The organism is Rufibacter sp. JT20002, from assembly GCF_056491185.1.
Window position 1 is genome coordinate 565,165 of record NZ_JBSZJY010000001.1, and the last position, 25,969, is coordinate 591,133.

Here is a 25,969-nt window from a genome sequence, read left to right on the forward strand (position 1 = left end):
AAACCGAAAATTATGGCACATAAAGCAATCGAGCTCACCGATGCGAACTTCGAGGAGATCATCAATTCAGATAAACCTGTTCTGGTAGACTTTTGGGCAGAGTGGTGCGGACCTTGCCGCATGGTAGGTCCGGTAGTAGAAGAACTGGCCGGCGACTATGAAGGCCGTGTGGTAGTGGGTAAAGTTGACGTTGACGCCAATCCGCAGACTTCTGCCAAGTTTGGTATCCGCAGCATCCCTACCCTGCTTGTTTTCAAAAACGGACAAGTGGTTGACAAACAAGTAGGCGCCGTTCCTAAGAATGTATTGGCTCAGAAATTAGATGGCCAGTTAGCCTAATATAAATTAGTCATTTTAGAAACAGAAAAGCCTCTCCCTTACCGGAGAGGCTTTTCTGTTTTAGGGCTCTTTCTAGGAAAAGGACTTGAAAAGAGGAAGCTGATAGTTATGTGGCTAGTCGCAGCCGCAGAGGTTCTTTTCGGCGGTGCAGATATCGGCGTAGCCTTGGTCCAGGCGGCGCATTAAGCCGTTGAGGCGCTGGTTATGCTCTCTAACCTCTTCAAGTTTCGGCTCTTTGGGTGGTGCTTTGTATAAGGCATCCAGTTCTCCTACATGCTTTCTGAGTTCCAGTTTCTTTTCGTAGAGCCGTTGCACGTACTCGGGTAAAGATTCTGCAGGGTATTGCGTTTTGAAGGCGTTTTCCATGCAATCGTCCTGTTTGAGGTAGGTTAGGATTTTGCGCTCCACCTGCCCATTCAAGTCCAGAAGGCGGGCTTTTTCCTTTTCCAGTTGCTGTTCATCCAAGCGCTGGTTGAAAAGGCGGGCAGCTTGTTTCACTTCCTCGCGACAGGTACGGCACTTGGTGGCGTTCGCTTTCTCCAGCAGATTGTTCCTGAAGTTGATGTTCTCCTCGGTGGGGGCCATGTCGCGCAGGCGGGAGACCTCTTTGGCGTACACCTCATTATAGAGGGTAGACTCCAGCCTATTCAGGTGCCGTGACAGTCCCTCGCCCTCCAGCGTGCTGGCCAGAAACTCGGGGTTAGGTAACTCCACCGAGTACAATTTGTTCAAGTATTGCTCGCGCTGAGCGATGGAGTAGGTTTTGGCTTGCTCCTGGTCTAGATCCAGCAGGGTATTGACCATTTCCTTGCCGTTTTTCAGGTTGTAGTCAGATTCCATGTAACTGTCGGCGTTGGCCAAGATGGAGTTGTACTCGCCTTTGAAGATGCGCTGGTAGGTATGATTGCGGGAGAACTCGCGGTCACGCTGGTAGGCAAGGGTTTTCAGCCGTTTGTAGTCCTGCACCACGGTGAACAGCGTCTTGGCATTGGCCTCGGGGCTGTTGTTTTTGTAGTTGAGGCGGTAGTTGTTCAGGTTCTGCTTCAGGTCGCTGAAATTGCGAAGGAACTCCACGAACAGCTTTTCCTGCTTGTAGGCATCGTCGGTAACCAGGCCGGCGGTATAGGCCTGCTCAATGCGCACGCGGCGTTTTTCAATGGTTTCGGAGGTGATGTCGCTACCCGTCAGGGCATCCATCTTGTAGAGCGATTTGTAGTTGGCTACCACCAGCACCGGGTAGTCTTTAAAGTTGAGGGCCGCCTCCAGTTTCTGGCGTTCAAACCCCTGCGGGCTGTTGCTCAGCAGCTCAGTGAGCCGCACGGTGCGTAAAGCGGGCAGTTTCGCGAAAGAAGGCACAAACACGTACACTCGCACTGAGTGCAGCCGCGTGTCAAAATTCTGACCCTCGTAGAGCCTGATGGTAGAGCTGAACTTGTACTCCTTGCGCTGTGCCGAGTTCCTGATCAGGTTCCCGAATTCCCCCACCAACGACAACATGGCGGCCTGGGGCGTCATTAGCTTGGAGATGTTGGTGAGCTGGTTTGCGATGAGGCTGAAGAAGAGCTCGCGGCTGTCTGAGGTGAACAGTTTGGCTTCTACCGTGGCGTCTATGTTGCGCTCATCAGCGGCCAACGGCAGTTTGTCAATAATCCGGATGGCCTCAATGTTATCTGAGATGCGCGAAGAATAGTTTTTGTTATTGTTGGCGGGCTCCAGGGCGAAATTGTACAATGGATACACGACCGGCTCCTGCCCAAACAGCTTGGCGTTCTTCAACTGCGCCGAGATAAACAGAGACTCCAGGTTGATGTAATCACGGCGGCGGGCTTTGGTGGTGCCTTGCTCTAGCTCGTTAATCACCTTGGTGAACTGCCCGGGGTTAAACAAGTACATGTCGGTGGTGAGGTACTGCCACTCGTCTGTAAACTCAAACTTGTCAAGGTAGTTGTAGCCCAATCGGGTTTGGATCATGTCCTGTGCCTGCCCCGTAAAGGTGCACAGCAGCAGAAAAAGCAGGAAGGAGCGGGTAATGCTTGTCTTCATGTAGGCACTTGTTTTGGTATCGGTTCCCGGAATAACGCAACTCTGCGTAAACCCGTGTGCGGTTTCACAAAGTTCGTTCCTAAAATGCCCATTCCCAAAGGAATACCCATTGCTTTGTGTAAACTTTCTCCCGACCTTCCGGTTTTTTCAAGACCTTCTGGCCTGTGCATTCTTTTATTTCGGTACTTCCCCGGGTTTTCTCTTCGGCCCGCTTCTGGTTTCTGGCAGTCTGCGCCTTTACGCTGCTGTATTTCTTTCTGGAACACGAGGGCTTCTACTTCGGCGACGATTATTCTTACAGCCTCTACGCCCACCAACTCCTGCACGGTGGTTTTCACTTTGATGATTACTCCTTTTGCCACCGATTCATGGTGTTTGTGCCCACTGCCTTGTTTTACTGGCTCTGGGGAATGAATGTGTACACCACCACCCTGTGGCCGCTTCTGTGCACCCTGGGCACCTTGCTCTTGCTGTATCTCACTTTCCGGAAAAACCATCCCATTGCTACATCCTGGGCCTTGGTGTTGCTGGGCCTCTACTATTTCCAGCTGAACACTGTCAATTACCTCTACCCAGACAACATCCTGCTGTTTTTTACCACGGCCTGCCTTTTGGTGCTGTACAAAGCCAGAAAGCCATTTGCCTCTGGGAAAAAGGAATTTTTCTGGGGAATCGGGTTTGCCACCCTGAACCTGCTGGCTTTTCTCACCAAAGAGACCATTGTCTACACGGTTCCTTTCTACTTGGGCCTATTCCTGTACCATCTGCTCCGGCGGGAGAACTTGCGGTTTTGGGCAGCGGCGGTTCTCATGGGAATTCTGCTTTTAAGTGGGTACTTTCTTTTGTACAAAATCTTTTCCGGCGATGCCTTTCAGCGGTTTTATGACATCAAGGCCACCAACACCGCCGAAACAAAGCAGGCCTATTTAGACACTAGGTCGGCCACGCTTCTGCCCCGTCTTACCTATGAACCATTGCTTTTCTTTATAGGCTCTGGCTTGGCGATTCCGTTGGCTTTTGTTCTTATGTCTGGTTTTCGCAAAACGAAAGGACAATTCTTTCTCCTAAGTTCACCTCTTTACTTCTGGCTTCTGGCCTTGGTAGGTATGTTGCTGCCCATCTGGTTTGGAACCGCTACGGTGGATTTCTACAAGCCCATGCCTCTGGTGCCGCGCATGTTTCACCCGCTGCTCCCCACCTTCTGCTTAGCGGCGGGCCTGGCTATAGAACAATCCTGGGGCAAACGTTTTCATTATCTTCTACTGGCCCTGTTTTTTGGAATTTGCGCTTTGCTGACCGATAAGAACATGATGGTTATGTATTTGCCACTGGCGGCCTTTTTTGCAGGGTTGTTTCTCCTGAGCCGGAACTGGCCCCATTGGTTGGGATTAGCCGCCGTAGCTGTGGTACTCTGCATCAGGCCGGTTTATTTTATCATAAAGCCCACCGTTTCCTATTACTTTGAGCAAAAGGGAATCGTAGACCAACACCTCCGCCACAAGCAGGGCCGCTATGTTGTCCTGATGGATTCCACCATGCTTAATCGGTATAATTACTTTTATGGCTTTGACGTACCCCAGAACTACTCTTTCCAAGGATATTCGGAGTACCCAAAAGTAACCCCTGAGGCGGCAGACACGGTGTTCCTGCTCATCAACAACGGAGTACTGGAACATCCTGAACTGATGATCACACAAAGAGAAAAGGACATTCTACCCATTTTTCCGAAGGCTGCACTCATTGATCAAAAAGGGAAGGTAAAGCTCTTTGCTCTCCCCAAAGACACTCTCCCGTAAAACAAACGAGGCCGGAAACGTTTCCGGCCTCGTTTGTCTAAAATAGGCTTTAAAAGGTAGAAGCGAGTAGGTTCAGGGGGTATGCTTTGCCCCAACTTTATCGTATTTATCCCAATCTTAAACTTCCACCTCTTCCAATTACTGTCCAGCCTGCTCTTTCTTGATGCGTTGGTAGTCTTTGAGATCGGCTCTGTTTTCCAAGGCAACGTACTCGGCTTGCAGGGCTCTTATTTTAGTGGCGTGCCGAAGAATGATATCATCATGCAGGGCTTTTTCGCGTTCGTTCAGGCGTTTGTAGATGCCGTTGGCGTAGTCCCAGTCTTCAGAGGTCCAGACTTCTTTCCGGTCACGCACCTGTTGCAAGAAATGCACATAGGCATCGCGGAGGCTATCAGCGGGAACCTGGGATAAGTTACGGTAGTCACCCAGAAGCTCTCTTTCCATCTGGGCCTGTTTACCGGCTACCGGACCACGGGCTTCGCGGCGTTTGCGCTCTTCCCGTTGGCGGGCCAGGGCTCTGCCGGCTTCTTTCAACTCATCTTTTGTTTTAACGGCGGCCTCACTGGCCTTTTCGTCTAGTTTATCTAGTTCCCTCCCTACTGCTTCTTCCCGCTGGCGGGGTGTAGTGTCACAGGAAGTTACCAGAAGCGCCACTACCGCTAAAGGTAGCAGCACTTGGCGTATAGAAAACTGATTTGCTCTTTTCATAGTAGTAAAGGGTTGTAAACACCTCGCATACGCAAGCTATGATAGATTGGGTTCTTTCTAAGCCTTCGTATAAATAACCATGGCAAAAAACGGCTTCAACTATTCCCTCGATTTCAAATCCACCGATTTCAGGCAACACCCCGAACTGTACCGGGTGGGCGTGGGAGAACAAGGCGTGTTGCTGGTGGAGCCTTACAAAAGCGAGATTCTGCCGCACTGGCGGTTCAAAAACGTGGAAGTAGCCAAAGCATCTGCTGAGAAAATCTATGGCTTGTTTGAGGAGTATTTGGCGCAGCAGGATTTTGTAGGTGCCGACATGGCGCGTAAATTCCTGCAGATGGGCTTCACCCGCGCCCGCCGCTACGCCAACCACAAAGGGGGTAAAAAGTACCAGGACTCCCCAGAGGCAAACAACAAAGGGCTCCCTTATCCTTATTCCTCGGGTAGCGCCAACAAAGGCAACGCCATCCTTCCGCAGGAAGCAGATGCGTTGACCAATGAGAAAGCGCGGGCAGCGGCTATCTTTAAGGAATATTGGTTCAAGGCCAAAGACAACCCAGAGTACCTGCGGCAGAAGCAGCGGTTCAGGGAGCAATATCATGAGCAATAGCGTTTACGGGCCGTTCTTCAGAAAAGGGCCTAAAACAAGAAAGCCCCGGCAAAACCAGGGCTTCCTTGTTTTAGGTTAGGCTTACAAGGCTTGTTGTTTGGCTTTAAAGGCCGCCACCCCAGCGTCTAAGAACTTGATGAAATTCTGCACGTTGGGCTCATACGCAATGGGCGTCACCAGGGAGTTCTCGTTCGCATCCATCAGCACATAATACGGCTGCGCGTTTACATTGAACTTGGTAATCTGGTAATCGGCGTACTTCTTGCCAAGGGTGGTTTTCTGCTTGCCGTCGTAGGTGCTGGTGTAGTGCTCGCTTTGGGGTAGTTCGCTTTTATCATCTACGTACAGTGCCGCAATCACGAAGTTCTCGCGGAGGCGTTTCAATACTTCGGGATCAGACCAGACGTTGGCTTCCATCTCGCGGCAGTTCACGCAACCGTGACCCGTAAAATCAATGAAGATAGGTTTGCCTTGTTCCTGAGCGCATTTCTTGGCTTGTTCTAAATCAAAGTAGCCTTGCAGGTTATGGGGCAAGGTCAAGAAATCGGTGTACTTGGGTGGCTCGCAGATGGTGTTGGTGGCTCCGGCGGAAGCAGAAGAAGCACCTGAGGCCAAGTCGAAATCTTGCGTGGCTTGCGGAGGCAAATAACCAGATAATGCTTTTAAAGGAGCACCAAACAAGCCCGGGATCATGTACACCACAAAAGAGAAAACCAACACGGCCAACAAGGTGCGTGGTACGCTCAGGTACGGCAGATCTGAGTCGTGGGAGAATTTCAGTTTGCCCAACAGGTAAAAGCCCATCAGCGTGAAAATCACAATCCACAGGGCCAAGTAGATTTCGCGGTCCAGGATGCGCCAGTGGTACACCTGATCGGCCATGCTCAAAAACTTCAAGGCCAACGCCAGTTCAATAAAGCCTAAGCAAACCTTCACGGAGTTCAACCAGCCGCCAGACTTTGGCAACGTACTCAACCAGTTCGGGAAGATGGCAAACATGGTAAACGGCAGCGCAAACGCCATGGAGTAGGCAAACATGCCCGAAATAGGCTTCAGGGTCTCGCCCCCAGCAGACATCACCAGCAAAGAACCTACAATGGGGCCGGTGCAGGAAAAGGAAACCAGCACCAGGGTAATTGCCATGAAAAACACGCCGTAGTAGCCGCCTTTATCAGCTTGGGCATCGGCTTTGTTCACGAGCCAGTGCGGCAAGGTGATTTCAAACATACCCAGAAATGACATCGCGAAAAGCAGAAAAACGGCAAAGAACAGCAGGTTAGGCAGCCAGTGCGTGCTCAGGAAATTGGCCACTTCGGGTCCGGCCAGTTTAGCCACCAAGGTCCCGATGAGGGTGTAAAAAGCGATGATGGACAATCCGTAGACCAAGGCCTTGATGATCCCTTTCATGCGGTTAGAGCTTCCGCCGGTAAAAAACGTTACCGTCATGGGAATCATGGGGAACACGCAAGGCGTCAGCAAGGCCACTAAGCCCGAAAGAAAAGCGCCTAACATAAACTCCCAAAGGCCAATAGGCGCCACCGGAGAGGAAGCAACAGGCATTCCAGCTAAAGAGCTCTCGGGCTGGATCTCGTTATTAATGGCAGCGCGTCCGCTATCCGTGGCTTGCGGGAAAGCCGTCACAGGAGCATCGGCCGTAATCAAGGAAGTATCTTCGGTTACCGCAACGGCAGAAGCTGAAATGGGAGCAGCCGAGGTGGCACTTGGGGCAGCTGGGTTTATGCCGCTGGCCGCAGCGCCGGGCGTGGGTGTGGTGCCTCCGCCATTGTTGGTTCCTGTGCCAGTTCCGGTAGCGGGAGCAGGCGTGGTCGCAGGAGCAGCCCCGGGCAACACTTTGATCTGGGTGAAATTGAAATCGCCTTCACCTGGAATACACTGGCCATTCACCTCAGAACACACCTGGTACTCATAGCTTCCTTTCACCACCAAGGTAGGCTGCAGTACTTTGATCCGCTGCCGGAACTGGCCGGTTTTCACAAAATACGTGTACTCGCCGCCCCAAGTGGCATCATACTTCTTCTTGGGGTTTACGGGTTTAATCTTACCCACCAGTGCATAGGAAGGGTGCTTCTGAAAGGTGAACGTGGTCACAATGGGCCCCAGATCCGGGTCGAAGTCTGAGGAGTACAGGTACCACTCAGGGATGATTTTGGCGTTGAAGATCAGGTCAACCTCCTCGCCAACTTTCACCTCCGTCGCCGATACATCATGGCTCCAGGAAGATGGTTTGAGCACCTGCGCCTGCGCCGTCAGCACGAAAAAGAACAAGGCTAGCAGAATTCCCCAGCCGCGTTTCCAATCTATTGTCATTTGATTTTTTTAGCTTCTATATAAAGAGAGGCAAATTACTACAAATCCCTCGTAAACCCGAACATACCCAACCAAAGCAGGTCCATTATGTTTTGTAACAGCTTACTTTCTCGCTTCGTTCACGTACAGGAAACGAGCCTGAACACTTTGATAGTGCTGATAAACCATTAAATTTGATGCAAGCGACTCTTTCATACCCCTGAAGAGACGCCTCTACCTATGATCCTTAACATCTTCCTTACCATTCTGCTGGTTGCCCTGAATGGTTTTTTTGTGGCCGCCGAGTTTGCCCTTGTAAAAGTCCGGGCCTCGCAGATTGAGCTTCGGGCGCAGGCCGGAAACCAGCTGGCCAAGATTGCCTACCACATGATTGGGCACCTGGATGCCTACCTTTCGGCTACCCAGTTAGGAATAACGCTCGCCTCCCTTGGTTTAGGTTGGATTGGCGAGGGTGTAGTATCAGAGATCATCATTGAGATCATGCACGCTTTTGGGGCGGCCCCAGACCCCGAGTTGGCCCACAAGATTGCTCTTCCGGTTTCTTTTGCGGTCATCACCGTTTTACACATTGTTTTCGGAGAACTGGCTCCAAAATCACTGGCCATCCAACGGCCCGAAGCTACCACCCTGGCCGTAGCGGTTCCCCTCCGGATTGTCTATTATATTCTGCTGCCCTTTATCTGGATTCTGAACGGCTTTTCTAATTTCATCCTGAAACGGGTGGGCATCACGCCTATGCACGGCTCTGAGGTACACACCGCCGAGGAATTACGCCTGCTGTTTGAACAAAGCGCCGAGAGTGGGGAGATTGGCGGCAGCCAGCAGGAGTTAATTGAGAACGTGTTTGAGTTCAATGAGCGCATGGTCAAGCAGATCATGGTGCCCCGCACCAAGTTGGTAGCCTTGGACATTGACTCTACCGAAGAAGAAGTCTTTGAAGTGGTCTTCAACGAAGGTTATACCCGCATGCCTGTCTACCGCGATACCATTGACAACATCATAGGCATCATGTATGTGAAAGACTTGTTGGTGGTACTGCGGGCCGGCGAAAAGGTGAACCTGGAGAAACTCATGCGCCAAGCCTATTTTGTGCCCGAGACCAAAAAAATCAGCCGTTTGCTCAAAGACTTCCAGCGTAACCGCATGCACATTGCCGTGGTGTCAGATGAGTTTGGCGGCACCTCAGGTATTGTCACCATTGAAGACATCATTGAGGAACTGGTAGGCGAGATCCAGGACGAGTACGACGAGGAAACGCCGCTGGTGGAAAAAATGAACGACTTCGAATTCAAAGTCGATACCTCGGCCTCCATTCTGGACGTAAACGATGATTTGCCTTATCCGCTTCCCGAGGGCGAGGATTACGAGACCGTCGGCGGGTACCTCAACATGATCTACGGCCGCATTCCCGAGATTGGCGAGACGGTGGTGCACGGGGTCTATGAATTCAAGATTCTGGAGAAAACCGAGCGCAACGTAGAATCGGTGCTGCTCACCGTAACCGAAGACAAACGGGACGATATCTTGTAACAGCTTTAGGGCTGATTTCTAGAAATTAGTCCTGAAACAGAATCTATTTGATAAGGGTACCCTTCATGATCACACAGCACAAGGCCCGGCTAGTATCTTTTGGGGCAGCAGTGACCTTGCTGGTGGTCTTTTACTTCTTCATCAGCAGTTTCCTGAACGCCAACTTTTCTCACCAAGGCGAGTCGTTCATGAAAGGTTATGGGCAAATCCTGAGGGAAAACTTTGAGAAAGGATTGGTGGTCGTGATCACGTTCAATCTGATTCCCGCCATCCTGATAACGCATCTATTCTTCCTGCTTCTGGAACGAGAAGTACAGGTTGTCGCCTTCAAACTCCTTAGAATGGCCGCCTTCTTTCTGTTGGCTCTGCTGTTTCTTTACCTCTGGGATCAAGCAAGGACTAGCGATCCATACGTTATCCTCGAAAATGAAAGGCTTCTTGAAATTACGTTCACTTGGGGGTTGAGAGTAGCAGGGTTCTTTCTTGGGTACAGGCTCACCAAACTGGTGTGTACTCTTCCCCGCTTTTCTAACTAATTGTCCTAAAAAACCAGAGTCTGATTAGCAGCAATCCATAGCTAACCAAGGAGCCCAATTTGCAACCTTGTTTTTTGGCCTTTTCCCTGAAAACAGCCTAAAAACAGGTTTCATTTACTTTTCTCCTTGAATTTTTTGCAGCATCTTCTTCTATTACTTCTTCTTCTTTCCTTTCAGTCCTAAGATACAGGCTGCAAAAGTACACCTCCTCAATAATTCAATTTAAAAACACATTATCAGACCCTAAGCCTACACAAACAACATACAAACCAACAACTTACAACCAGAACCGTATTTAACACCTATACCTTCAAGTTGAATAGTACAATTACCTGCCTCAAACTCCAACTTTTCAGTTCAAAGACGCTCTTTGTACTTTAAGCTTCTTTGTTGCCCGGCTAAATCCAAAGGCATTGTAGGCTCTATAACCTTTGTACCTGTTATCCCGTTTCGGGTATAAAAACAAAAAGCTATATATTAATTCTGCAGCATCATCTACTATGGTTAAACTGCCTGCCCACCTTCAACCCTCCGCAGCCCTTAGGAAGGGCGGAGCGTCAGGATTTGGGAAGGTTGCCGCAGAATTGGATAGCGCCTCGGGCCAGACAAGCCCTAACTTCCCTGAAAACACAATCCCCAGCTATAACACTGTTGAAACTATTGGGTACGGAGCCCTGCGCACCGATGAGAAACTCGCGACCATGCCGCAACTCCGCTTCCCTTCTAACCCCCTAATATAACACCCACTGACAACTATGAAAAAGAAAGTCTTGATTACCGGCGGTGCAGGCTTCATTGGGTCTCACCTGGCAGATGAACTAATCAACTTCGGATATGAGGTACGCGCGTTGGATAACCTTTCTGAGCAGGTGCACGGCAAAGACTGTGAGCGTCCAGAATACCTTCACCCTGAGGTTGAACTGCAGGTAGGCGACGTGCGCGACAAAGCGGCCGTATTGAAAGCCTTGGAAGGCGTAGATGCCGTGTTCCATTTCGCCGCCATGGTGGGTGTGGGCCAGAGCATGTACGAAATCAAGGAATACACCGATGTGAACAACATCGGCACCGCCGTTCTGTTGGAGTGCTTGATTGAAAAACCAGTAAGCAAACTGGTAGTAGCCTCCAGTATGAGCATCTACGGCGAAGGTTTGTACCATTCCGGCACCGGCGAGAAAGTGATTGCCGCCGAGCGTGGTTTGGAGCAACTCAAAGCCGGTGACTGGGAACTGAAAAGCGAAAAAGGCGAAGTGCTTACTCCGGTAGCTACACCTGAATCTAAGATTCCGTGCTTGTCATCGGTGTACGCCCTTTCTAAATATGACCAGGAACGCCTTTGCTTGATGGTGGGCCGGGCCTACAACATCCCGACGGTAGCCATGCGCTTCTTCAACGTTTATGGTACGCGTCAGGCATTGTCAAACCCATACACTGGTGTACTGGCTATTTTTGCCTCACGCTTCCTAAACAACAATGCTCCCATGATTTTCGAGGACGGAAACCAGCAGCGCGATTTCGTACACGTGCGCGATGTGGCCTTGGCGTGCCGTCTGGCTATGGAAAAAGAAGAAGCGGCCGGAATGGTTTTCAACGTGGGCAGCGGCAACAATTACACCATCAAAGAAATTGGCGAGCGCCTGGCCGAAGTAATGGGAAAACAGGAATTAACTCCCGAGATTACCGGCAAGTACCGCGTGGGCGACATCCGCCACTGCTACGCCGACATCAGCCTGGCCAAAGAGGTGCTGGGCTTTTATCCACAGGTAGAATTCAACAGCGGTTTAACGGAGCTAGCCGATTGGCTGGAAGGACAGATTGCGTACGACCGTGTCAATGAGGCGAGCGCCGAGTTAGCAGCCCGGGGCTTAACCGTGTAGGCCCTGCGTTTCTGACCTGTTTTCCTAAAAAGAAGCTTAAAACCGTATGACAAGAATCGCCGAAACACATCCTAAACATACTCCCTTGGCCGCCCTCACCATCGGCTTATTGCAATGGTTCCAGCCTGGTGAGCACGCCCGCGTAGAAACTGTTCTGGCGGAAGTAAAGGAGTTGGGCGTCACCGAACTGCGCACCGGCATCTCCTGGGCCGCTTATACCACCCAAGAAGGAAAGGCTTGGTACAACTGGCTTATCCCTACTTTAGCCAAACAAGTACAAGTACTGCCTTGCTTTAAAGACACCCCGGCTTCTTTGGCGGTGGCTCCTAAGACATCGGCTCCGCCGCAAGATCCTAACGCCTTTGCAGAGTTCCTGGACAGCGTGTTAACTGACCTAGGCACCCACTTTGAGTGGGTTGAACTCTGGAACGAGCCCAACAACAAAACCCACTACGATTACACCTTAGACCAGAACTGGAACACGTTTTCCCAGATGATAGCCGTAGCGGCCCAAGTGGCCAAGCAACACGGGAAGAAAACCGTGTTGGGCGGCATGAGCCCAATTGACCCCAACTGGCTGCAATTGATGTACAACCGTGGTGTGCTACAAAACATTGACGCCATAGGCATTCACGGGTTCCCCGATGTGTTTGACCACGATTGGGAAGGTTGGGATGCCAACATCCAGCGTGTGCGTGAGGTATTGAGCAACACAGGTTCCAAAGCTGAGATCTGGATTACCGAAGCTGGATTCTCCACCTGGCAGCACGACGAGTTCAAGCAGTTCCAGGAGTTCCGCAAGGTGTGCAAAGCCCCGGTAAACAAAGTGTTCTGGTCTAGCGTGCAGGATTTAGAATTAGATAGCGACAGCGCGTTTCACGCCGATGAGCGCAAATACCACTTTGGGCTGAAGAACGCCGATGGCTGTCCTAAACTGCTGTACCGCCTGTGGGCCGAGAACGGTTTGGATGGACTGGATAAGTTCAACTTCATCCGCCGTAAAGAAGATTTCTCTGACCAGGAGCGCTACTCGGTAGTAACCGGCGGGGCCGGATTTGTAGGCACCAACCTGGCCAAACGCCTGCTGGAACAAGGCAAGCGCGTCTTGATTTTCGATAACCTTTCCCGCACCGGCGTAGAGCGCAACCTGCAGTGGCTGCACCAGAACTACGGCGACAAGCTGGAAGTATATGTGGGCGACATCCGTGATTTACAGGCCGTGAAGCGCGTGATGAAGTACGCCAATGAAGTATATCATTTCGCGGCGCAAGTTGCGGTGACTACTTCCTTGACCGGTCCTATTCAGGACTTTGAAATCAACGCCCGTGGCGTGGTGAACGTGCTGGAAGCCATAAGAGCCCAGGATAACCCGCCGCCGTTGGTGTTCACGTCTACAAATAAAGTGTACGGTGGCCTGGAAGACCTTCGCTTCATCCCGAATGGCACGCGTTACAACCCGTCAGACAAGCACATCAAGGCCAACGGTATTTCCGAGGCGCGTCCACTGGACTTCCACAGCCCGTACGGCTGCTCTAAAGGTGCCGCAGACCAGTATGTGGTAGACTATGCCAGAACCTATGGCATCCCGGCGGTGGTGTTCAGAATGAGCTGCATCTACGGCCCGCACCAGTACGGCAACGAAGACCAGGGCTGGGTAGCGCACTTCGCTATCAGAGCCATTGAGAACAAGGCCATCAGCATTTACGGCGACGGCAAGCAAGTGCGCGACATCCTGTTTGTGGAAGACCTAGTAGATGCATTTTTGCTGGCGCAAGAGAACATGAAAGACCTTTCAGGGCAAGCCTTCAACATTGGCGGCGGCGTAAAAAATACCACCAGTCTGCTAGAACTGCTTGATTTGATTGGCAACTACCGCGGCAAGAAAGTGAACCTGAGCTTCGGAGATTGGCGCCCCGGCGACCAGCACTACTATGTGTCTGACATCCGCAAGTTCCACGAGGCCACCGGTTGGTACCCTAAAAACAGCGTGGCTGAAGGCGTGGCCAAACTCTACCAATGGCTGTGCGAGACCAGAGGCATTGAAGTCTCCTTGAAAGCGCCCGTCGCCCTAGAACAAGAAACCGATAACGTAGCAGTAGCATAACAGTACATGCAAACCGACCTATTCCAAGAAACCCTTCACACCGCCGCTGCCACCACCATGGCCTCGGCAGTGATTACCGCTCCTAAACAAGTAGAAATCCAGGAGGTAGCGCTGCCAGAACCAACCGCCACCCAAGTCCGCATCAAGCTGGAAGGCTGCGGCCTGTGTGCGTCTAACATTCCCGTGTGGGAAGGCCGTGAGTGGTTCTCCTACCCTATTCCGGGCGGTAATCCCGGCCACGAGGGCTGGGGCATCATTGACGCCGTAGGCGAAGAAGTGAAAGACCTGAACGTAGGCGACCGCGTAGCCGCCCTTTCCTATAATTCATACGCCGCCTATGACGTAGCTGAAGCCACCTCGGTGGTGAAGTTACCAGAGTCATTGGCCGGCAAACCGTTCCCGGGTGAGCCTCTGGGCTGCGCCATGAACATTTTCAAACGTTCTGATATCAAAGCCGGACAGACCGTCGCCATTCTAGGCATTGGGTTCTTGGGGGCTTTATTGGTACAATTAGCCAAAGAGGCGGGCGCCAGGGTTATTGCCATCTCCCAGCGTCCATTCTCTCTGGACATTGCCCAGCAGTGTGGTGCCGATGAAATCATCCCTATGGATGACCACTACGCCATCATTGAGCGCGTGAAAGAACTCACTGATGAAGTTTTCTGTGACCGCGTGATTGAGTGCACCGGTAAAGAATGGCCGCTGAACCTGGCCGGCGAATTGTGCAAAGAGCGCGGCCGCCTCATCATTGCCGGTTTCCATCAGGACGGCATGCGGCAGGTGAACATCCAGCTTTGGAATTGGCGCGGTCTGGACGTCATCAACGCCCACGAACGCGACCCGCAGATGTACTTAGACGGCATCAAGGAAGCGGTAGAAGCCGTGGAAAGCGGCCGCCTCAAGCCCGACATGCTCTACACACACACTTTCCCGCTGGAGCAAATGGACGAGGCGTTTGCCGCCTTGACCGACCGCCCAGAAGGATTCATGAAGGCGATTGTGACGATGTAGCAATTTGGATGAGCCCACGCATTCCGTCCCCCTTTGAAGGGGGTAGGGGGATGACAAGGCCGCTCAAATTCTCAACAAAAACAGAGCACGAGTAATCATCCCCCCTACCCCCTTCAAAGGGGGACGAACAGCACAAGACACAAATCCGTTTCCCACCTCTTTTTTCAAAAACAGGTGGGAAACCTTTTGCTTCTACAAAGAAGCTTAACCCAAACAGACCCTTTACTCTAATGACTGAAGATACTTTACTAGAACCTACTCCAGAAGCAACCGCTTCTACTTCAGACACTTTAAAACTCGGCTTTCTAGGCATTGGCTGGATTGGCCGTAACCGCATGGAAGCCATTGCCAATGCAGGCGTAGCCGAAGTAGCCGCCGTAGTAGACCCTGTGCCGCAAAACGTGGAGGAAGCCCACAAAACCGTTCCGGCCGCCAAAGTGGGAGAAAGCATCGAAGATTTATTAACAGATGAAATTGACGGCGTAGTCATCGCCACACCCAGCGCTTTCCACGCGGACCAATCCATTCAGGCCCTGGAGTGCGGGAAAGCCGTTTTCTGCCAGAAACCCTTGGGCCGTTTTGCGGAGGAAACCAGACGCGTGGTAGAAGCCGCCCGCAAAGCAAATACGCTACTGGGCGTGGACCTCTCCTACCGAAGTACCGTGACCATGCGCAAAGTCTATGACTTGGTGAAATCCGGCGATCTGGGCGACATCTACGGCGTGGAACTGGTGTTCCATAATGCTTATGGCCCAGACAAACCTTGGTTCTATGACCCCAAACTCTCCGGTGGCGGCTGCGTGATTGACTTGGGCGTGCACCTGGTGGATTTAGCGCTTTGGACGTTAGACTTCCCGCCTGTGGAAAGTGTGACCAGCAGCCTCTTCTCCAAAGGCAAACGCCTGACGTCTTCCTCAGATACTGTGGAAGATTACGCGACGGCCAGCATTCAATTAGCCACTGGTCCACACGTGCAGCTGACCTGCTCCTGGAACCTGCCTGCCGGGCAGGAAGCCATCATTAGTGCTACGTTCTACGGCACCAAGGGAGGCGCAGCCTTCAAAAACGTGAACGGTTCTTTCTATGATTTTGTGGCCGAGCGGTTCTGGGGCACCCAAACCGAGACCTTGGTTTCCCCTCCGGATGCTTGGGGCGGACGTGCCGGGGTGGAATGGGCGCAGCGTGTGGCCAACGGCGAGAAATTCAATGAAGAAGCCGAGCAGTTTGTGAAAGTAGCAGAAGTACTGGACAAAATTTATGGTAGATAAACCGCATCGGCGCGTACTCATGACCACTGATAGTGTGGGGGGGGTCTGGACCTACAGTCTGGAGCTCATCCGGGCGTTGGCGCCGTATAACGTGCACTTTTACTTGGCCACCATGGGCGCAGCTGTTACCCTGCAGCAACGGCAAGAACTGGCGGCGTTGACCAACGTGACAGTGTACGAAAGCGAATACCAACTGGAGTGGATGGACAATCCCTGGGCCGAGGTAGACCAAGCCGGTGAGTGGCTCCTGGAACTGAATGAACAGCTCAACCCAGACCTCATCCACCTGAACAACTTCTGCCACGGCCACCTGCCCTGGAACAAGCCCGTGCTCATGGTCATCCATTCCTGCGTGCAGACCTGGTGGCGCGCCATGAAAGGCGAGAATGCCCCTACCAACTGGAACACGTACTTTGAACGCGTGCGCGATGGCCTACACGCCGCTGATCTGGTAATCGCCCCTACCCAAGCCATGCTGGAGGAAGCCGAAGCCGTTTACGGCACCTTTTACCAAAAACAGGTCATAAACAACGGCCGCGATCCGCATGCCTTCCGCTTCGGACGCAAAGAGCCGTTTATCTTTAGCATGGGCCGCGTGTGGGACGAAGCCAAAAATATTGCCCTGCTCACCCAAGTTGCGGATAGTGTGGATTGGCCTATTTACATTGCCGGTGATGCCGTGCATCCGGCTACGGGAGACAGCAAGCTTTTCAAGAACGTGCATTTCCTGGGCAAACTCTCCCAGCGCGAAGTAGCCGATTGGCTTTCAAGAGCGTCGTTGTACGTGCTTCCCGCCAAGTACGAGCCGTTCGGGTTGTCCATTTTGGAAGCCGCTTTCTCGGGCTGTGCTCTCGTCTTAGGCAAAATCAACAGCCTCAAAGAAATTTGGGGCACCTCGGCAGAATACGTAGGTACCAACGACGTGGAAGGACTTACCACCATCATTCAAAAGTTCATTGACGATGAATTTCTGCGCAACATCATGGGCTGCCGGGCGGTGAAAAAAGCACAAGACTATACCACCACGCTCATGGCCCAGGAATACCTGCAAGCGTATGCCACTCTGCCCAACCGCGTGCAAGCCAAAGCACCTAATCAGGTGGAGACTTTGTGATTTTTACATGGTTCAAGTCTGTGACTTGGACCTAAAATGACCTGAAGTTTGCAACTTCAGTGAGGCGACAGCCTCAAGAACACACACAGCTGTTCAATAAAAATGCTGATAGGCATGAGGTATACGGCAGTTACAAACTGCCATCATTGTAGGTCCAAGTCACAGACTTGAACCATGGGAAAAAGAAAGAACAAATAAGTCTAGTATCTAACATCAAATTACTAGCATCTAAATACAACTATGAAACTAGTATTATTCTACCACTCCCTGCTCTCCGACTGGAACCACGGCAACGCCCACTTCCTGCGCGGCATTGTGCAGGAAGTCAAAAGCCGAGGCCATGACGTGCAGGTCTATGAACCTAAGGACGGCTGGAGCCTCAGCAATCTTATTTCGCAGTATGGCGAAGAGAAAATAGAAGAGCTCCACCAATACTATCCGGGCCTGGACACCAACTTCTACGAGCTGGACACCCTCAATTTAGACGAGGTGCTGGCCGGCGCTGACTTGGTGTTAATGCACGAATGGAACGACCATGACCTGGTGCGCTTAGTGGGTGAGCATAGAAGCAAAAACAACTATCGCCTGCTCTTCCATGACACGCACCACCGCGCCGTGACCGAGCGAGAGAGCATGGCCGCTTATGACCTCAGCCACTATGATGGGGTGCTGGCCTTCGGAAATGTCATCAAAGAACTGTACCTCAACGAGGGCTGGACGCAGAAAGCCTGGACCTGGCACGAAGCCGCCGATACCCGCATCTTCTATCCGCGTACTGCTGCGGAGAAGGAAGGCGACTTAGTCTGGATTGGCAACTGGGGCGACGAGGAACGTACCGCCGAGCTGCATGAATTCCTGCTGAACCCGGTAAAAGAACTCGGCCTGAAAGCTAAAGTGTACGGGGTGCGTTACCCAGACCACGCCATCAAATCGCTGGCCGAGGCCGGGATTGAATACGGGGAGTGGTTGCCTAACTACAAAGCTCCGGAGGTGTTTGCCAAGTACAAAGTGACCGTGCACGTGCCGCGCAGACCGTACGTAGAGGCGCTGCCGGGCATCCCAACCATTCGTCCGTTTGAGGCACTGGCCTGCGGCATTCCGTTGATTACCGCCCCTTGGGAAGATGCAGAAGGCCTGTTCACGCCGGGCGAAGATTTCTTGGTGGCCAAAAACGGCGAGGAAATGAAAAAACACCTGCAAAGCGTATTAAAAGACACTCGGCGCACCCAGGACATGGTCGCAGATGGCCTGCGCACTATCAACCGCAGACACTCCTGCTCGCACCGCGTGAACGAGCTGGAAGACATATGCGAAGAACTGGGCATCGCCCCAGAAAAAATTCATCCAACGTCTAAATCTCCTGTGACCCATGCAGAATAAAAAGCTCAACATCGCCTTCTTCGGTTCTAGTCTGGTTTCCGCGTACTGGAACGGTGCCGCCACCTATTACCGCGGCATCGTGCGGGCCCTGCATGACCGCGGCCACCAGGTCACTTTCTACGAGCCCGATGCTTACCAACGCCAGGAAAACCGTGACATTCCAGACCCCGAGTACGCCAAAGTAGTGGTGTACCCGGCCACCGAGGAAGCTGTGTACCAGATGCTGGAAAAGGCGGCCTCGGCCGATGTGGTGGTGAAAGCCAGCGGCGTAGGAGTGTTTGACGAACTCTTGGAAGCTGAGGTACTGAAACTGCAAAGCCAGAACTGCCTCGTGATTTTCTGGGACGTAGACGCACCAGCCACCTTGGACCGCGTGGAAAACGACCCCGCTGACCCGTTCAGAGCCCATGTTCCGCAATATGACTTGATTTTAACTTACGGCGGCGGTGACCCGGTTATTAATGCTTATGCAAAGTTAGGAGCCAGGAAATGTGTGCCTATCTATAACGCCTTAGACACTGCTACCCACTATCCGGTAGCACCCGAGGAGCGTTTCGCCTGTGATTTAGCTTTCCTGGGGAACCGCCTGCCCGACCGCGAAGCACGCGTAGAGCAGTTTTTCTTAGAAGTGGCTGCCAAATTACCAGAGCAGCAGTTCATCATTGGGGGTAGCGGCTGGGGCGACAAACCCATGAGCGCTAACGTGAACTACATCGGCCACGTGTACACCAAAGAGCACAACGCTTTCAACTGCACGCCCAAAGCCGTGTTGAACATCAGCCGCGAAAGCATGGCCCGTTACGGCTTCTCGCCCGCTACCCGCGTATTCGAAGCCGCCGGGGCCGGTTCCTGCATCATCACCGATTACTGGGAAGGCATTGACTTCTTCTTTGAGCCGGAAACAGAAATACTTGTTGCCAAAGACGGAGCCGAAGTGGCCGAGCAACTACAGAACCTGACCCCGGAACGTGCCAAAGCCATCGGCAAAGCCGCGTACAAAAAAGTACTGGCCCTGCACACCTACGGCCACCGCGCCGATGAACTGGAGCAGCTGCTTTTAACTACGCCGCGCACCGCCGCAGCCCCAACCTCGGCTGAAGCAAGTGCTGTCATTTCATAGCATTTCTGTTTCGGGGCTGCTTTGTTAGAAGTAGCCCCGAAACAGAATCTAGAAGAGCCGCTGGCGCGAGCTTGCAGCTCGTGTCCGCACGCATTGCTGAATTACTTCTTTCTATTCATATAAAGAGGACCGGGAATGCGTGCGGACACGAGCTGCAAGCTCGCGCCAGCGAAAAAGTCCTAATACCTGATACTTGTGTCTAAAAATATGAGTCAAAAATCCTTGAACATCGTCATCTTAGGCCTGTCTATTACATCCAGTTGGGGAAACGGGCACGCTACCACGTTTAGAGGCTTGGTTCGCGAGTTGCGTAACCGGTGCCACCACATCCTGTTCCTGGAGCGCGATGTGCCGTGGTATGCCTCTAACCGTGATTTACCTAATCCTGAATACTGCCAGACCGAGTTATACCAATCCTTGGAAGATTTGCAGACCCGCTTCACGGAGCAAGTGCGTGATGCCGATTTCGTGCTGGTGGGTTCGTACGTGCCCGAAGGTGTAGCCGTAGGTGAATGGGCCATCCAAACGGCGCAGGGCGTGACCGGCTTCTATGACATCGACACACCGGTGACCTTGGCTAAACTGGCTCGTGAAGACTACGAGTACCTGCACCCGCGTCTTATTCCGCAGTATGATATGTATCTTTCTTTCACTGGTGGCCCCACGTTGGAGAAACTGGAGAAGGAGTTTGGTTCGCCTATGGCCCGGCCGCTGTACTGCTCCTTTGACCCTGAACTGTACTTCCCCGAACCACAGGAAGAGAAAGTGTGGGATTTAGGCTACTTGGGTACTTACTCAGATGACCGTCAGCCACCGCTGGAGAAGCTCATGCTGGATGCCGCCCGTGAATGGCCGTTGGGCTCCTTTGTAGTAGCGGGTCCGCAATACCCGGAGACCATCCAGTGGCCGGAGAACTGTGAGTACATCCACCACTTACCGCCTGCTGAGCACCGCAAGTTCTACAACCAGCAGCGCTTCACCCAGAACATCACCCGCGCCGATATGATTAAGGCCGGTTACTCGCCCAGTGTGCGCCTCTTTGAAGCCGCCGCCTGCGGTACCCCCATCATCTCTGATTACTGGGATGGCTTGAATGAACTGTTTGAATTCGGGAAAGAAATTCTAGTTTCCTACTCCGCTGAAGACACCTTAGGCTATCTGAAAGACCTTCCTGAAGAAGAGCGTCTCGCCATCGGGGAACGTGCCCGCCAGAAAGTTCTGGCCCACCACACCGCCGCGCACCGGGCGCAGGAGTTGGAAAGCTACATTTTGGAAGTCCTGAGTTCTGAGTCCAGAGTCCTGAGTGAGGAAAAGGAAATAGAGTTAGGAAGTTAGTTCTGCTTCAACCTACGTGAATGTCATTTTCGGCCTGTTTTGAGAAAAGCAGGCCGAAATCGTTTAAACTCCTTCCTCCCTCGAGGGTCCCATTCACCTTACTAATGCCCCATGTTGCATTCGCTAGCTTCCCACCTCTAGAAACCTTTAAAGTGGATGGATTTGCATGCTCCTTTCACGTATAAAGGAGGGTCATGGAGATTACACGGTACATATGGGTTGGGGGCTTGTTTTTGCTTGCGCTAAGTTCTGCCTGCGGACCATCTCCTCGCAAACCCAGCAGGAAGCATCGGTAACTCAAACGCTTCTTCCTGATAGCTGTGACAACCCGGATGCCGCTATTGAGTGCTGTTTTCTGAACATGCCTCAAAAGCTCACGAGTACCATGACCATAGCCGGTCCAAAGGAACCAGGGGAACGCCTGGTGATTACCGGCCGAATTCTGAAAAGTGACGGTAAAACACCGCTTTCAAATGCCTTCGTTTACGCGTACCAGACAGACAATACCGGTCATTACTCTAAGAGAGGAAATGAAAAAGGGGTTCAGAAATGGCATGGTCACCTACATGGCTGGTGTAAAACAGACCAAAACGGGTCTTACGAAATCCACTCCATTCGGCCCGCGCGCTACCCAGACAATTCCATGCCTGCGCACATCCATGCCGCTATCAAACCAGATAATGGCGCCCCTTTCTATATCACTGATTTTGTCTTCCAAGACGATAGTTTGGTGAATGACAAATACCTGAGTTCTCTGTATACTAACCTAGGAGGTACAGGCATTGTGGCCGTTCAAAAGAATGCAAACAATACCTGGACGGGGAAAAGAGACATCCTCTTGCCTCAATAGGAATGTCCTGCATCATTACCCCTCGTCCATTCCATTTTCCGTTTCCAGAGCATACCCATAGTTCTATAGGAAGTACTCTTAACGTTTACAATAGGGGAAACGAAACACGGCAAGGCACCAGATGAAGGCAAACTCCTTGACACTTTTTGCGATTCACCGGAAGCTTCCTATCTTCATATAGAATAGGATTAGGTTGAAATACACCTTCCTTCTGTTTGCAAGCCTTGTAAAGAGCAGTAACGCCATCTTTGTTCATCCCCTAAGCTCAGACTATGTGTACTAACAATTCTCTTCCAAGACTTCTCTTGCTCATAACCTTTTTAGCTGGTATTCCTTGGATTCAATTGAAGGCGCAGACCAAAACCCTGCATGTTCTTAAGATCAATACCCCAAAGGAATTGTCTAGCTTCTTCCAGTTCAGCGAAAACAGCAGGCCTTTGATTAGCGGCCATCGGGGCGGTATGGAGAAAGGGTACCCTGAGAACTCTATTCAAACCATTGAACATACGCTACGCAGCACTCCGGCCTTTTTTGAGGTGGATCCACGCCTGACCAAAGACAGCATGATTGTGCTAATGCATGATGCAACTCTGGACCGCACCACCAACGGCAGCGGTAAAGTTTCTGATTTTACGCTGGAAGAGCTGAAGAAATTGAAATTGAAAGACAAAGAAGGAAACGTTACCGCTTTTGGTATCCCTTCCCTGGAAGAGGCCATCGCGTGGAGCAAAGGGAAAACCATCCTGAACCTGGACCGAAAAGACGTGCCGCCCGCCTTGATTGCAAAGCTACTGCGTGACCGCAAAGCCGAAGCTCATGTAATGCTTACCGTGCATAATGCCCAGCAGGCCAAATACCATTATGAGCAAAACAACAAGGTAATGTTCTCAGCGCACGTGCTCTCCAAAGAGGCGTTCCTGGAGTATGAGCAAGCAGGTATTCCCTGGTCACAAATGATAGCTTACATTGGCCCAACGTACAAGCCCGAGAACCAGGAACTGCTGAACTTGCTGCATGCCCGCGGCGTGATGTGCATGATTTCGGCGGCGCCCACGTATGACAAACTGCCAACCAAAGCAGAACGGCAGAATGCCTACCGAGCGATCATCACATCCGGGGCTGATATCATTGAATCAGACCTCCCCATTGAAGTGGCCGAAGCCGTTAAATCGTTGATTCCGGCCAAAAGTGAGAAAGCCAGATACTTTGGGACGAAGACATCGAAATAACTTCAAACAACTCCGTGATGCTTCTACTTCCGGAAAAAGAGTTTTAGTATTGAGCTTCCTTTTCCAAAACCCTTGTAAAACCAGCAATACCAATCTTCCAACGCGAAGCACATAAAACGACCATATGAACCATCGACTAAACAAACTTTTCCTCCTGCTTTTACTGGCGGTGCTAGTGGCACCCGCGGTAGGGGCGCAAACCAAAAGCAAAGCCCCTGGTGCAGCTACGGGCAATCAGGTAAAAACCGCGAACGGAACACTGGAAGGCACCCTAGAGAAAAGCGGCATCCGCTCGTTCAAGGGCGTGCCGTTTGCAGCGCCGCCGGTGGGCGATTTACGTTGGCGCGAGCCGCAACCGGTGAAAAGCTGGCAAGGCATCCGTAAGGCGACGCAGTTCGGGCCGAGGGCCATGCAGTTGCCGGTGTTCGGAGATATGAATTTCCGGAGTAACGGGGTGAGCGAAGATTGCTTATACCTGAACGTCTGGACACCTGCTAAAACTGGCAAAGAAAAGCTGCCGGTGCTGGTGTACTTCTACGGTGGAGGCTTTATTGCCGGCGATGGCTCTGAGCCGCGCTATGACGGCGAGAGCATGGCCCAAAAAGGTATGGTGGCTATCACGGTGAACTATCGGTTGGGCGTGTTTGGGTTCTTCGCGCATCCTGAGCTGAGCCAGGCCTCTCCGTACAAGGCTTCAGGCAACTACGGTTTCCTGGATCAGGCTGCCGCTTTGCGCTGGGTGAAGGAAAACATTGCGGCGTTTGGAGGCGACCCTAACCGGGTGACCATTGCCGGAGAATCGGCAGGTTCTATGTCGGTGAGTGCGCAGATGGCGTCTCCCCTTTCCAGGAACCTGATTGCCGGGGCCATTGGTGAAAGCGGGGCCCTGGTGAACTCGGGTTTTGATCCGGTCCCGTTAGCGGAGGGCGAGCAGAATGGCGTGAAATTCGCCACCAGCATTGGGGCCACCTCGCTGGCGGCTTTGCGAGCCATGGACGCCCAACAACTGTTGAACGAAGCCGGCAAACCGGGCGTGGGCCGATTTGTTCCTACCATTGACGGCTACTTCTTCCCGAAAACGCCGGCCGCTATCTTCGCCGCCGGTGAACAGGCCAAAGTGCCGCTGTTGGCTGGCTGGAACTCGCAGGAAATGGGCTATCAGGCCTTGCTGGGCCAAGACGCTCCTACCAAGGAAAACTTCACCAAAGCCGTGCAACGCCTGTTCGGAGAACGGGCTGAGGAGATCCTGAAGCAATACGCCGCCACTACCGACGAGGAAGTCATGCAAGCCGCCACCGATCTTGCCGGCGACCGGTTCATTGCCTATAGCACCTGGAAATGGATGGACCTGCACGGCAAAACTAGCGGCAAACCGGTGTACCGCTACCTGTACTCCCGCCCTCGGCCCGAGATGGTGCCGGAGATGGGCAATGCCACGCCGGGTTTGGCTGGTGGTGTTATCAAAGACAGCAACGCGCCTAAGGCACCACCGGCCCGCGGTGCCGTTCATTCCGCCGAGATTGAGTACGCCATGGGTAACCTGGCCACCAATAAAGTTTACGCCTGGAAGGCCGATGACTACAAAGTCTCCAAAACCATCCAGGAGTACTTCGCCAATTTCGTTAAAACCGGCAACCCCAATTGGGCGGGTTTACCCAAATGGCCAGTAGCTACTGGCAACACCCCGCAGTACCTGAACATTGACGTGAACACCCGCCTTGAGGCCGAGAAAAACCGCGGCCGTTACCTGCTTTTAGACCAGATCAGCTCTAAAAAATAATCAGGTTTCTTTAAGGCTCAGAAGCCATTTGCCAGACTTAAAGAGGTCATCAACCTTGGTCCGGCAAATGGCTTTTTTTCTTTGGGAATGATTTCCATAATTTACCCCGGAAACAACACCGCCCCTATGAAAACAAAAGCTACCCTTGGCTTTATCGCCTGCCTGCTCACCTGCCTCAGTTTGTCCTCGTTCTTCGTGAAAAAGGAATGGACACCCATGCTGGACAAGAACCTGTCTCAGTGGGAAACCTACCTGAGTTACCGGCATAAGTTGGGCTACAACGGAAAGGTACCGGTAGATGCCCAAGGGAAAGAAATTGCGCCCATCGGCTACAACCAGAAAGGCCAGACGGTGTTCACATACACCGAGGAGAAAGGCGAACCGATGCTGAAGGTAAGCGGCGAGGTGTACGGCTGCGTGTACACCAAACAGGAGTACGAGAACTACCACCTCAAACTGAAATATAAATGGGGCCAGAACAAGTTTGAGCCCCGGAAAGACCTGCTCAAAGACTCGGGCGTGCTGTACCACTCCATCGGGAAGTCAGGTGTAGACTATTGGCGCGCCTGGATGCTCTCCCAGGAATTCCAGATCATGGAAGGCCACACCGGCGATTACTGGAGCATTGCCAACTCGGCCATTGATATCCGGGCGTTTCTTCCTGAGGGCATGATGAACTCCGTGGCCGACGCCAAGCAGCCGTTCCTGAGCTTCGGCCGGGGCTCTGGCAGAGACGGCCTGTGCCTCCGCAGCGAAAACAAAGAAAGTAAGAACAATGAGTGGACAGAGATAGAACTGATCTGTTTTAAAGGCAAAAGCCTGCACATTGTGAACGGCCAGGTAGTGATGGTGCTGCAAAACTCCCGCTACGTTGAGAACGACAAAAGCATTCCGCTCACCAAAGGCAAAATCCAGATCCAGAGCGAAGCCGCCGAGGTGTACTATAAAGACATCCTGATCAAAGAACTGGACGAGCTGCCGAAACAGTATGCGGCGTATTTTTAAAGTTTAGTG

21 protein-coding genes are annotated in these 25,969 nt (G+C 52.2%); 18 read left to right on the forward strand and 3 right to left on the reverse strand.

Features of this window, described 5'->3' with window-relative positions; translation table 11 throughout:
* The first annotated feature begins 12 nt into the window (after positions 1-12).
* The gene (gene trxA, locus ACW9SV_RS02300) at positions 13-339 is read left to right on the forward strand and encodes a thioredoxin (protein ID WP_123125220.1); all 327 of its coding nucleotides are present in this window, start codon (positions 13-15) and stop codon (positions 337-339) included.
* Between the two features lie 114 nt (positions 340-453).
* Here trxA and ACW9SV_RS02305 read toward each other — a convergent pair whose 3' ends face one another.
* A complete protein-coding gene (locus ACW9SV_RS02305; RefSeq protein ID WP_479555121.1) occupies positions 454-2,382 on the reverse strand; it encodes a hypothetical protein in 1,929 nt (642 codons plus the stop codon).
* A gap of 164 nt (positions 2,383-2,546) precedes the next feature.
* Between ACW9SV_RS02305 and ACW9SV_RS02310 the strand changes: the two genes are divergently transcribed.
* On the forward strand, positions 2,547-4,178 hold the full coding sequence (locus ACW9SV_RS02310; protein ID WP_479555122.1) for a hypothetical protein: 1,632 nt from the start codon (positions 2,547-2,549) through the stop codon (positions 4,176-4,178).
* Positions 4,179-4,316: 138 nt separating this feature from the next.
* Here the strand turns inward: ACW9SV_RS02310 and ACW9SV_RS02315 are convergent, their stop codons facing one another.
* The gene (locus ACW9SV_RS02315) at positions 4,317-4,886 is read right to left on the reverse strand and encodes a hypothetical protein (protein ID WP_479555123.1); all 570 of its coding nucleotides are present in this window, start codon (positions 4,884-4,886) and stop codon (positions 4,317-4,319) included.
* Between the two features lie 79 nt (positions 4,887-4,965).
* Between ACW9SV_RS02315 and ACW9SV_RS02320 the strand changes: the two genes are divergently transcribed.
* The gene (locus ACW9SV_RS02320; RefSeq protein WP_479555124.1) at positions 4,966-5,496 is read left to right on the forward strand and encodes a DUF4385 domain-containing protein; all 531 of its coding nucleotides are present in this window, start codon (positions 4,966-4,968) and stop codon (positions 5,494-5,496) included.
* Between the two features lie 81 nt (positions 5,497-5,577).
* On the opposite strand, the gene ACW9SV_RS02325 is transcribed toward ACW9SV_RS02320, so the two are convergent.
* A complete protein-coding gene (locus ACW9SV_RS02325) occupies positions 5,578-7,824 on the reverse strand; it encodes a protein-disulfide reductase DsbD family protein (RefSeq protein ID WP_479555125.1) in 2,247 nt (748 codons plus the stop codon).
* A 219-nt stretch (positions 7,825-8,043) separates the two neighbouring features.
* Here ACW9SV_RS02325 and ACW9SV_RS02330 point away from each other — a divergent pair, with 219 nt between their 5' ends.
* From ACW9SV_RS02330 to ACW9SV_RS02400, 15 genes are all read left to right on the forward strand, one after another.
* A complete protein-coding gene (locus ACW9SV_RS02330; protein ID WP_479555126.1) occupies positions 8,044-9,354 on the forward strand; it encodes a hemolysin family protein in 1,311 nt (436 codons plus the stop codon).
* A gap of 65 nt (positions 9,355-9,419) precedes the next feature.
* Positions 9,420-9,890 carry a hypothetical protein gene (locus tag ACW9SV_RS02335; protein ID WP_479555127.1) on the forward strand — a complete coding sequence of 157 codons (471 nt, stop codon included), beginning with the start codon at positions 9,420-9,422 and terminating at the stop codon, positions 9,888-9,890.
* Between the two features lie 500 nt (positions 9,891-10,390).
* Positions 10,391-10,630 carry a hypothetical protein gene (locus ACW9SV_RS02340; protein ID WP_479555128.1) on the forward strand — a complete coding sequence of 80 codons (240 nt, stop codon included), beginning with the start codon at positions 10,391-10,393 and terminating at the stop codon, positions 10,628-10,630.
* A gap of 15 nt (positions 10,631-10,645) precedes the next feature.
* Positions 10,646-11,764, forward strand: coding sequence for an NAD-dependent epimerase/dehydratase family protein (locus ACW9SV_RS02345; RefSeq protein ID WP_479555129.1), 1,119 nt, complete (start codon positions 10,646-10,648; stop codon positions 11,762-11,764).
* A gap of 46 nt (positions 11,765-11,810) precedes the next feature.
* Complete coding sequence (locus ACW9SV_RS02350; RefSeq protein ID WP_479555130.1) at positions 11,811-13,868, forward strand: SDR family NAD(P)-dependent oxidoreductase; 2,058 nt, start codon at positions 11,811-11,813, stop codon at positions 13,866-13,868.
* 6 nt (positions 13,869-13,874) lie between these two features.
* Entirely contained in the window at positions 13,875-14,879 is a 1,005-nt protein-coding gene (locus ACW9SV_RS02355) for an MDR/zinc-dependent alcohol dehydrogenase-like family protein (protein ID WP_479555131.1), read from the forward strand.
* Positions 14,880-15,109: 230 nt separating this feature from the next.
* Positions 15,110-16,147, forward strand: a complete 1,038-nt coding sequence (locus tag ACW9SV_RS02360) for a Gfo/Idh/MocA family protein (protein WP_479555132.1) — start codon at positions 15,110-15,112, stop codon at positions 16,145-16,147.
* Positions 16,137-17,261: a glycosyltransferase family 4 protein gene (locus ACW9SV_RS02365; RefSeq protein ID WP_479555133.1), complete on the forward strand. Its 1,125-nt coding sequence runs from the start codon at positions 16,137-16,139 to the stop codon at positions 17,259-17,261. The genes ACW9SV_RS02360 and ACW9SV_RS02365 overlap by 11 nt, the downstream gene beginning before the upstream one ends.
* 240 nt (positions 17,262-17,501) lie before the next feature.
* Complete coding sequence (locus tag ACW9SV_RS02370; protein WP_479555134.1) at positions 17,502-18,641, forward strand: CgeB family protein; 1,140 nt, start codon at positions 17,502-17,504, stop codon at positions 18,639-18,641.
* A complete protein-coding gene (locus ACW9SV_RS02375) occupies positions 18,631-19,761 on the forward strand; it encodes a CgeB family protein (RefSeq protein ID WP_479555135.1) in 1,131 nt (376 codons plus the stop codon). Before ACW9SV_RS02370 ends, ACW9SV_RS02375 begins: the two co-directional genes overlap by 11 nt.
* Before the next feature lie 207 nt (positions 19,762-19,968).
* Entirely contained in the window at positions 19,969-21,096 is a 1,128-nt protein-coding gene (locus ACW9SV_RS02380) for a CgeB family protein (RefSeq protein WP_479555136.1), read from the forward strand.
* A gap of 166 nt (positions 21,097-21,262) precedes the next feature.
* On the forward strand, positions 21,263-21,946 hold the full coding sequence (locus ACW9SV_RS02385) for a dioxygenase family protein (RefSeq protein ID WP_479555137.1): 684 nt from the start codon (positions 21,263-21,265) through the stop codon (positions 21,944-21,946).
* 305 nt (positions 21,947-22,251) lie between these two features.
* Positions 22,252-23,175: a glycerophosphodiester phosphodiesterase family protein gene (locus ACW9SV_RS02390; protein ID WP_479555138.1), complete on the forward strand. Its 924-nt coding sequence runs from the start codon at positions 22,252-22,254 to the stop codon at positions 23,173-23,175.
* Positions 23,176-23,299: 124 nt separating this feature from the next.
* Positions 23,300-24,955: a carboxylesterase/lipase family protein gene (locus ACW9SV_RS02395; RefSeq protein WP_479555139.1), complete on the forward strand. Its 1,656-nt coding sequence runs from the start codon at positions 23,300-23,302 to the stop codon at positions 24,953-24,955.
* Positions 24,956-25,081: 126 nt separating this feature from the next.
* The gene (locus tag ACW9SV_RS02400) at positions 25,082-25,960 is read left to right on the forward strand and encodes a 3-keto-disaccharide hydrolase (RefSeq protein ID WP_479555140.1); all 879 of its coding nucleotides are present in this window, start codon (positions 25,082-25,084) and stop codon (positions 25,958-25,960) included.
* The last annotated feature ends 9 nt before the right edge of the window (positions 25,961-25,969 follow it).

Coding starts and splice junctions, on each gene's coding strand:
- trxA (WP_123125220.1), top strand. CDS start 13: ATGGCACATAAAGCAATCGAGCTCACCGATGCGAACTTCGAGGAGATC.
- ACW9SV_RS02305 (WP_479555121.1), bottom strand. CDS start 2,382: ATGAAGACAAGCATTACCCGCTCCTTCCTGCTTTTTCTGCTGCTGTGC.
- ACW9SV_RS02315 (WP_479555123.1), bottom strand. CDS start 4,886: ATGAAAAGAGCAAATCAGTTTTCTATACGCCAAGTGCTGCTACCTTTA.
- ACW9SV_RS02320 (WP_479555124.1), top strand. CDS start 4,966: ATGGCAAAAAACGGCTTCAACTATTCCCTCGATTTCAAATCCACCGAT.
- ACW9SV_RS02325 (WP_479555125.1), bottom strand. CDS start 7,824: ATGACAATAGATTGGAAACGCGGCTGGGGAATTCTGCTAGCCTTGTTC.
- ACW9SV_RS02330 (WP_479555126.1), top strand. CDS start 8,044: ATGATCCTTAACATCTTCCTTACCATTCTGCTGGTTGCCCTGAATGGT.
- ACW9SV_RS02335 (WP_479555127.1), top strand. CDS start 9,420: ATGATCACACAGCACAAGGCCCGGCTAGTATCTTTTGGGGCAGCAGTG.
- ACW9SV_RS02340 (WP_479555128.1), top strand. CDS start 10,391: ATGGTTAAACTGCCTGCCCACCTTCAACCCTCCGCAGCCCTTAGGAAG.
- ACW9SV_RS02345 (WP_479555129.1), top strand. CDS start 10,646: ATGAAAAAGAAAGTCTTGATTACCGGCGGTGCAGGCTTCATTGGGTCT.
- ACW9SV_RS02350 (WP_479555130.1), top strand. CDS start 11,811: ATGACAAGAATCGCCGAAACACATCCTAAACATACTCCCTTGGCCGCC.
- ACW9SV_RS02355 (WP_479555131.1), top strand. CDS start 13,875: ATGCAAACCGACCTATTCCAAGAAACCCTTCACACCGCCGCTGCCACC.
- ACW9SV_RS02360 (WP_479555132.1), top strand. CDS start 15,110: ATGACTGAAGATACTTTACTAGAACCTACTCCAGAAGCAACCGCTTCT.
- ACW9SV_RS02365 (WP_479555133.1), top strand. CDS start 16,137: ATGGTAGATAAACCGCATCGGCGCGTACTCATGACCACTGATAGTGTG.
- ACW9SV_RS02370 (WP_479555134.1), top strand. CDS start 17,502: ATGAAACTAGTATTATTCTACCACTCCCTGCTCTCCGACTGGAACCAC.
- ACW9SV_RS02375 (WP_479555135.1), top strand. CDS start 18,631: ATGCAGAATAAAAAGCTCAACATCGCCTTCTTCGGTTCTAGTCTGGTT.
- ACW9SV_RS02380 (WP_479555136.1), top strand. CDS start 19,969: ATGAGTCAAAAATCCTTGAACATCGTCATCTTAGGCCTGTCTATTACA.
- ACW9SV_RS02385 (WP_479555137.1), top strand. CDS start 21,263: ATGCTCCTTTCACGTATAAAGGAGGGTCATGGAGATTACACGGTACAT.
- ACW9SV_RS02395 (WP_479555139.1), top strand. CDS start 23,300: ATGAACCATCGACTAAACAAACTTTTCCTCCTGCTTTTACTGGCGGTG.
- ACW9SV_RS02400 (WP_479555140.1), top strand. CDS start 25,082: ATGAAAACAAAAGCTACCCTTGGCTTTATCGCCTGCCTGCTCACCTGC.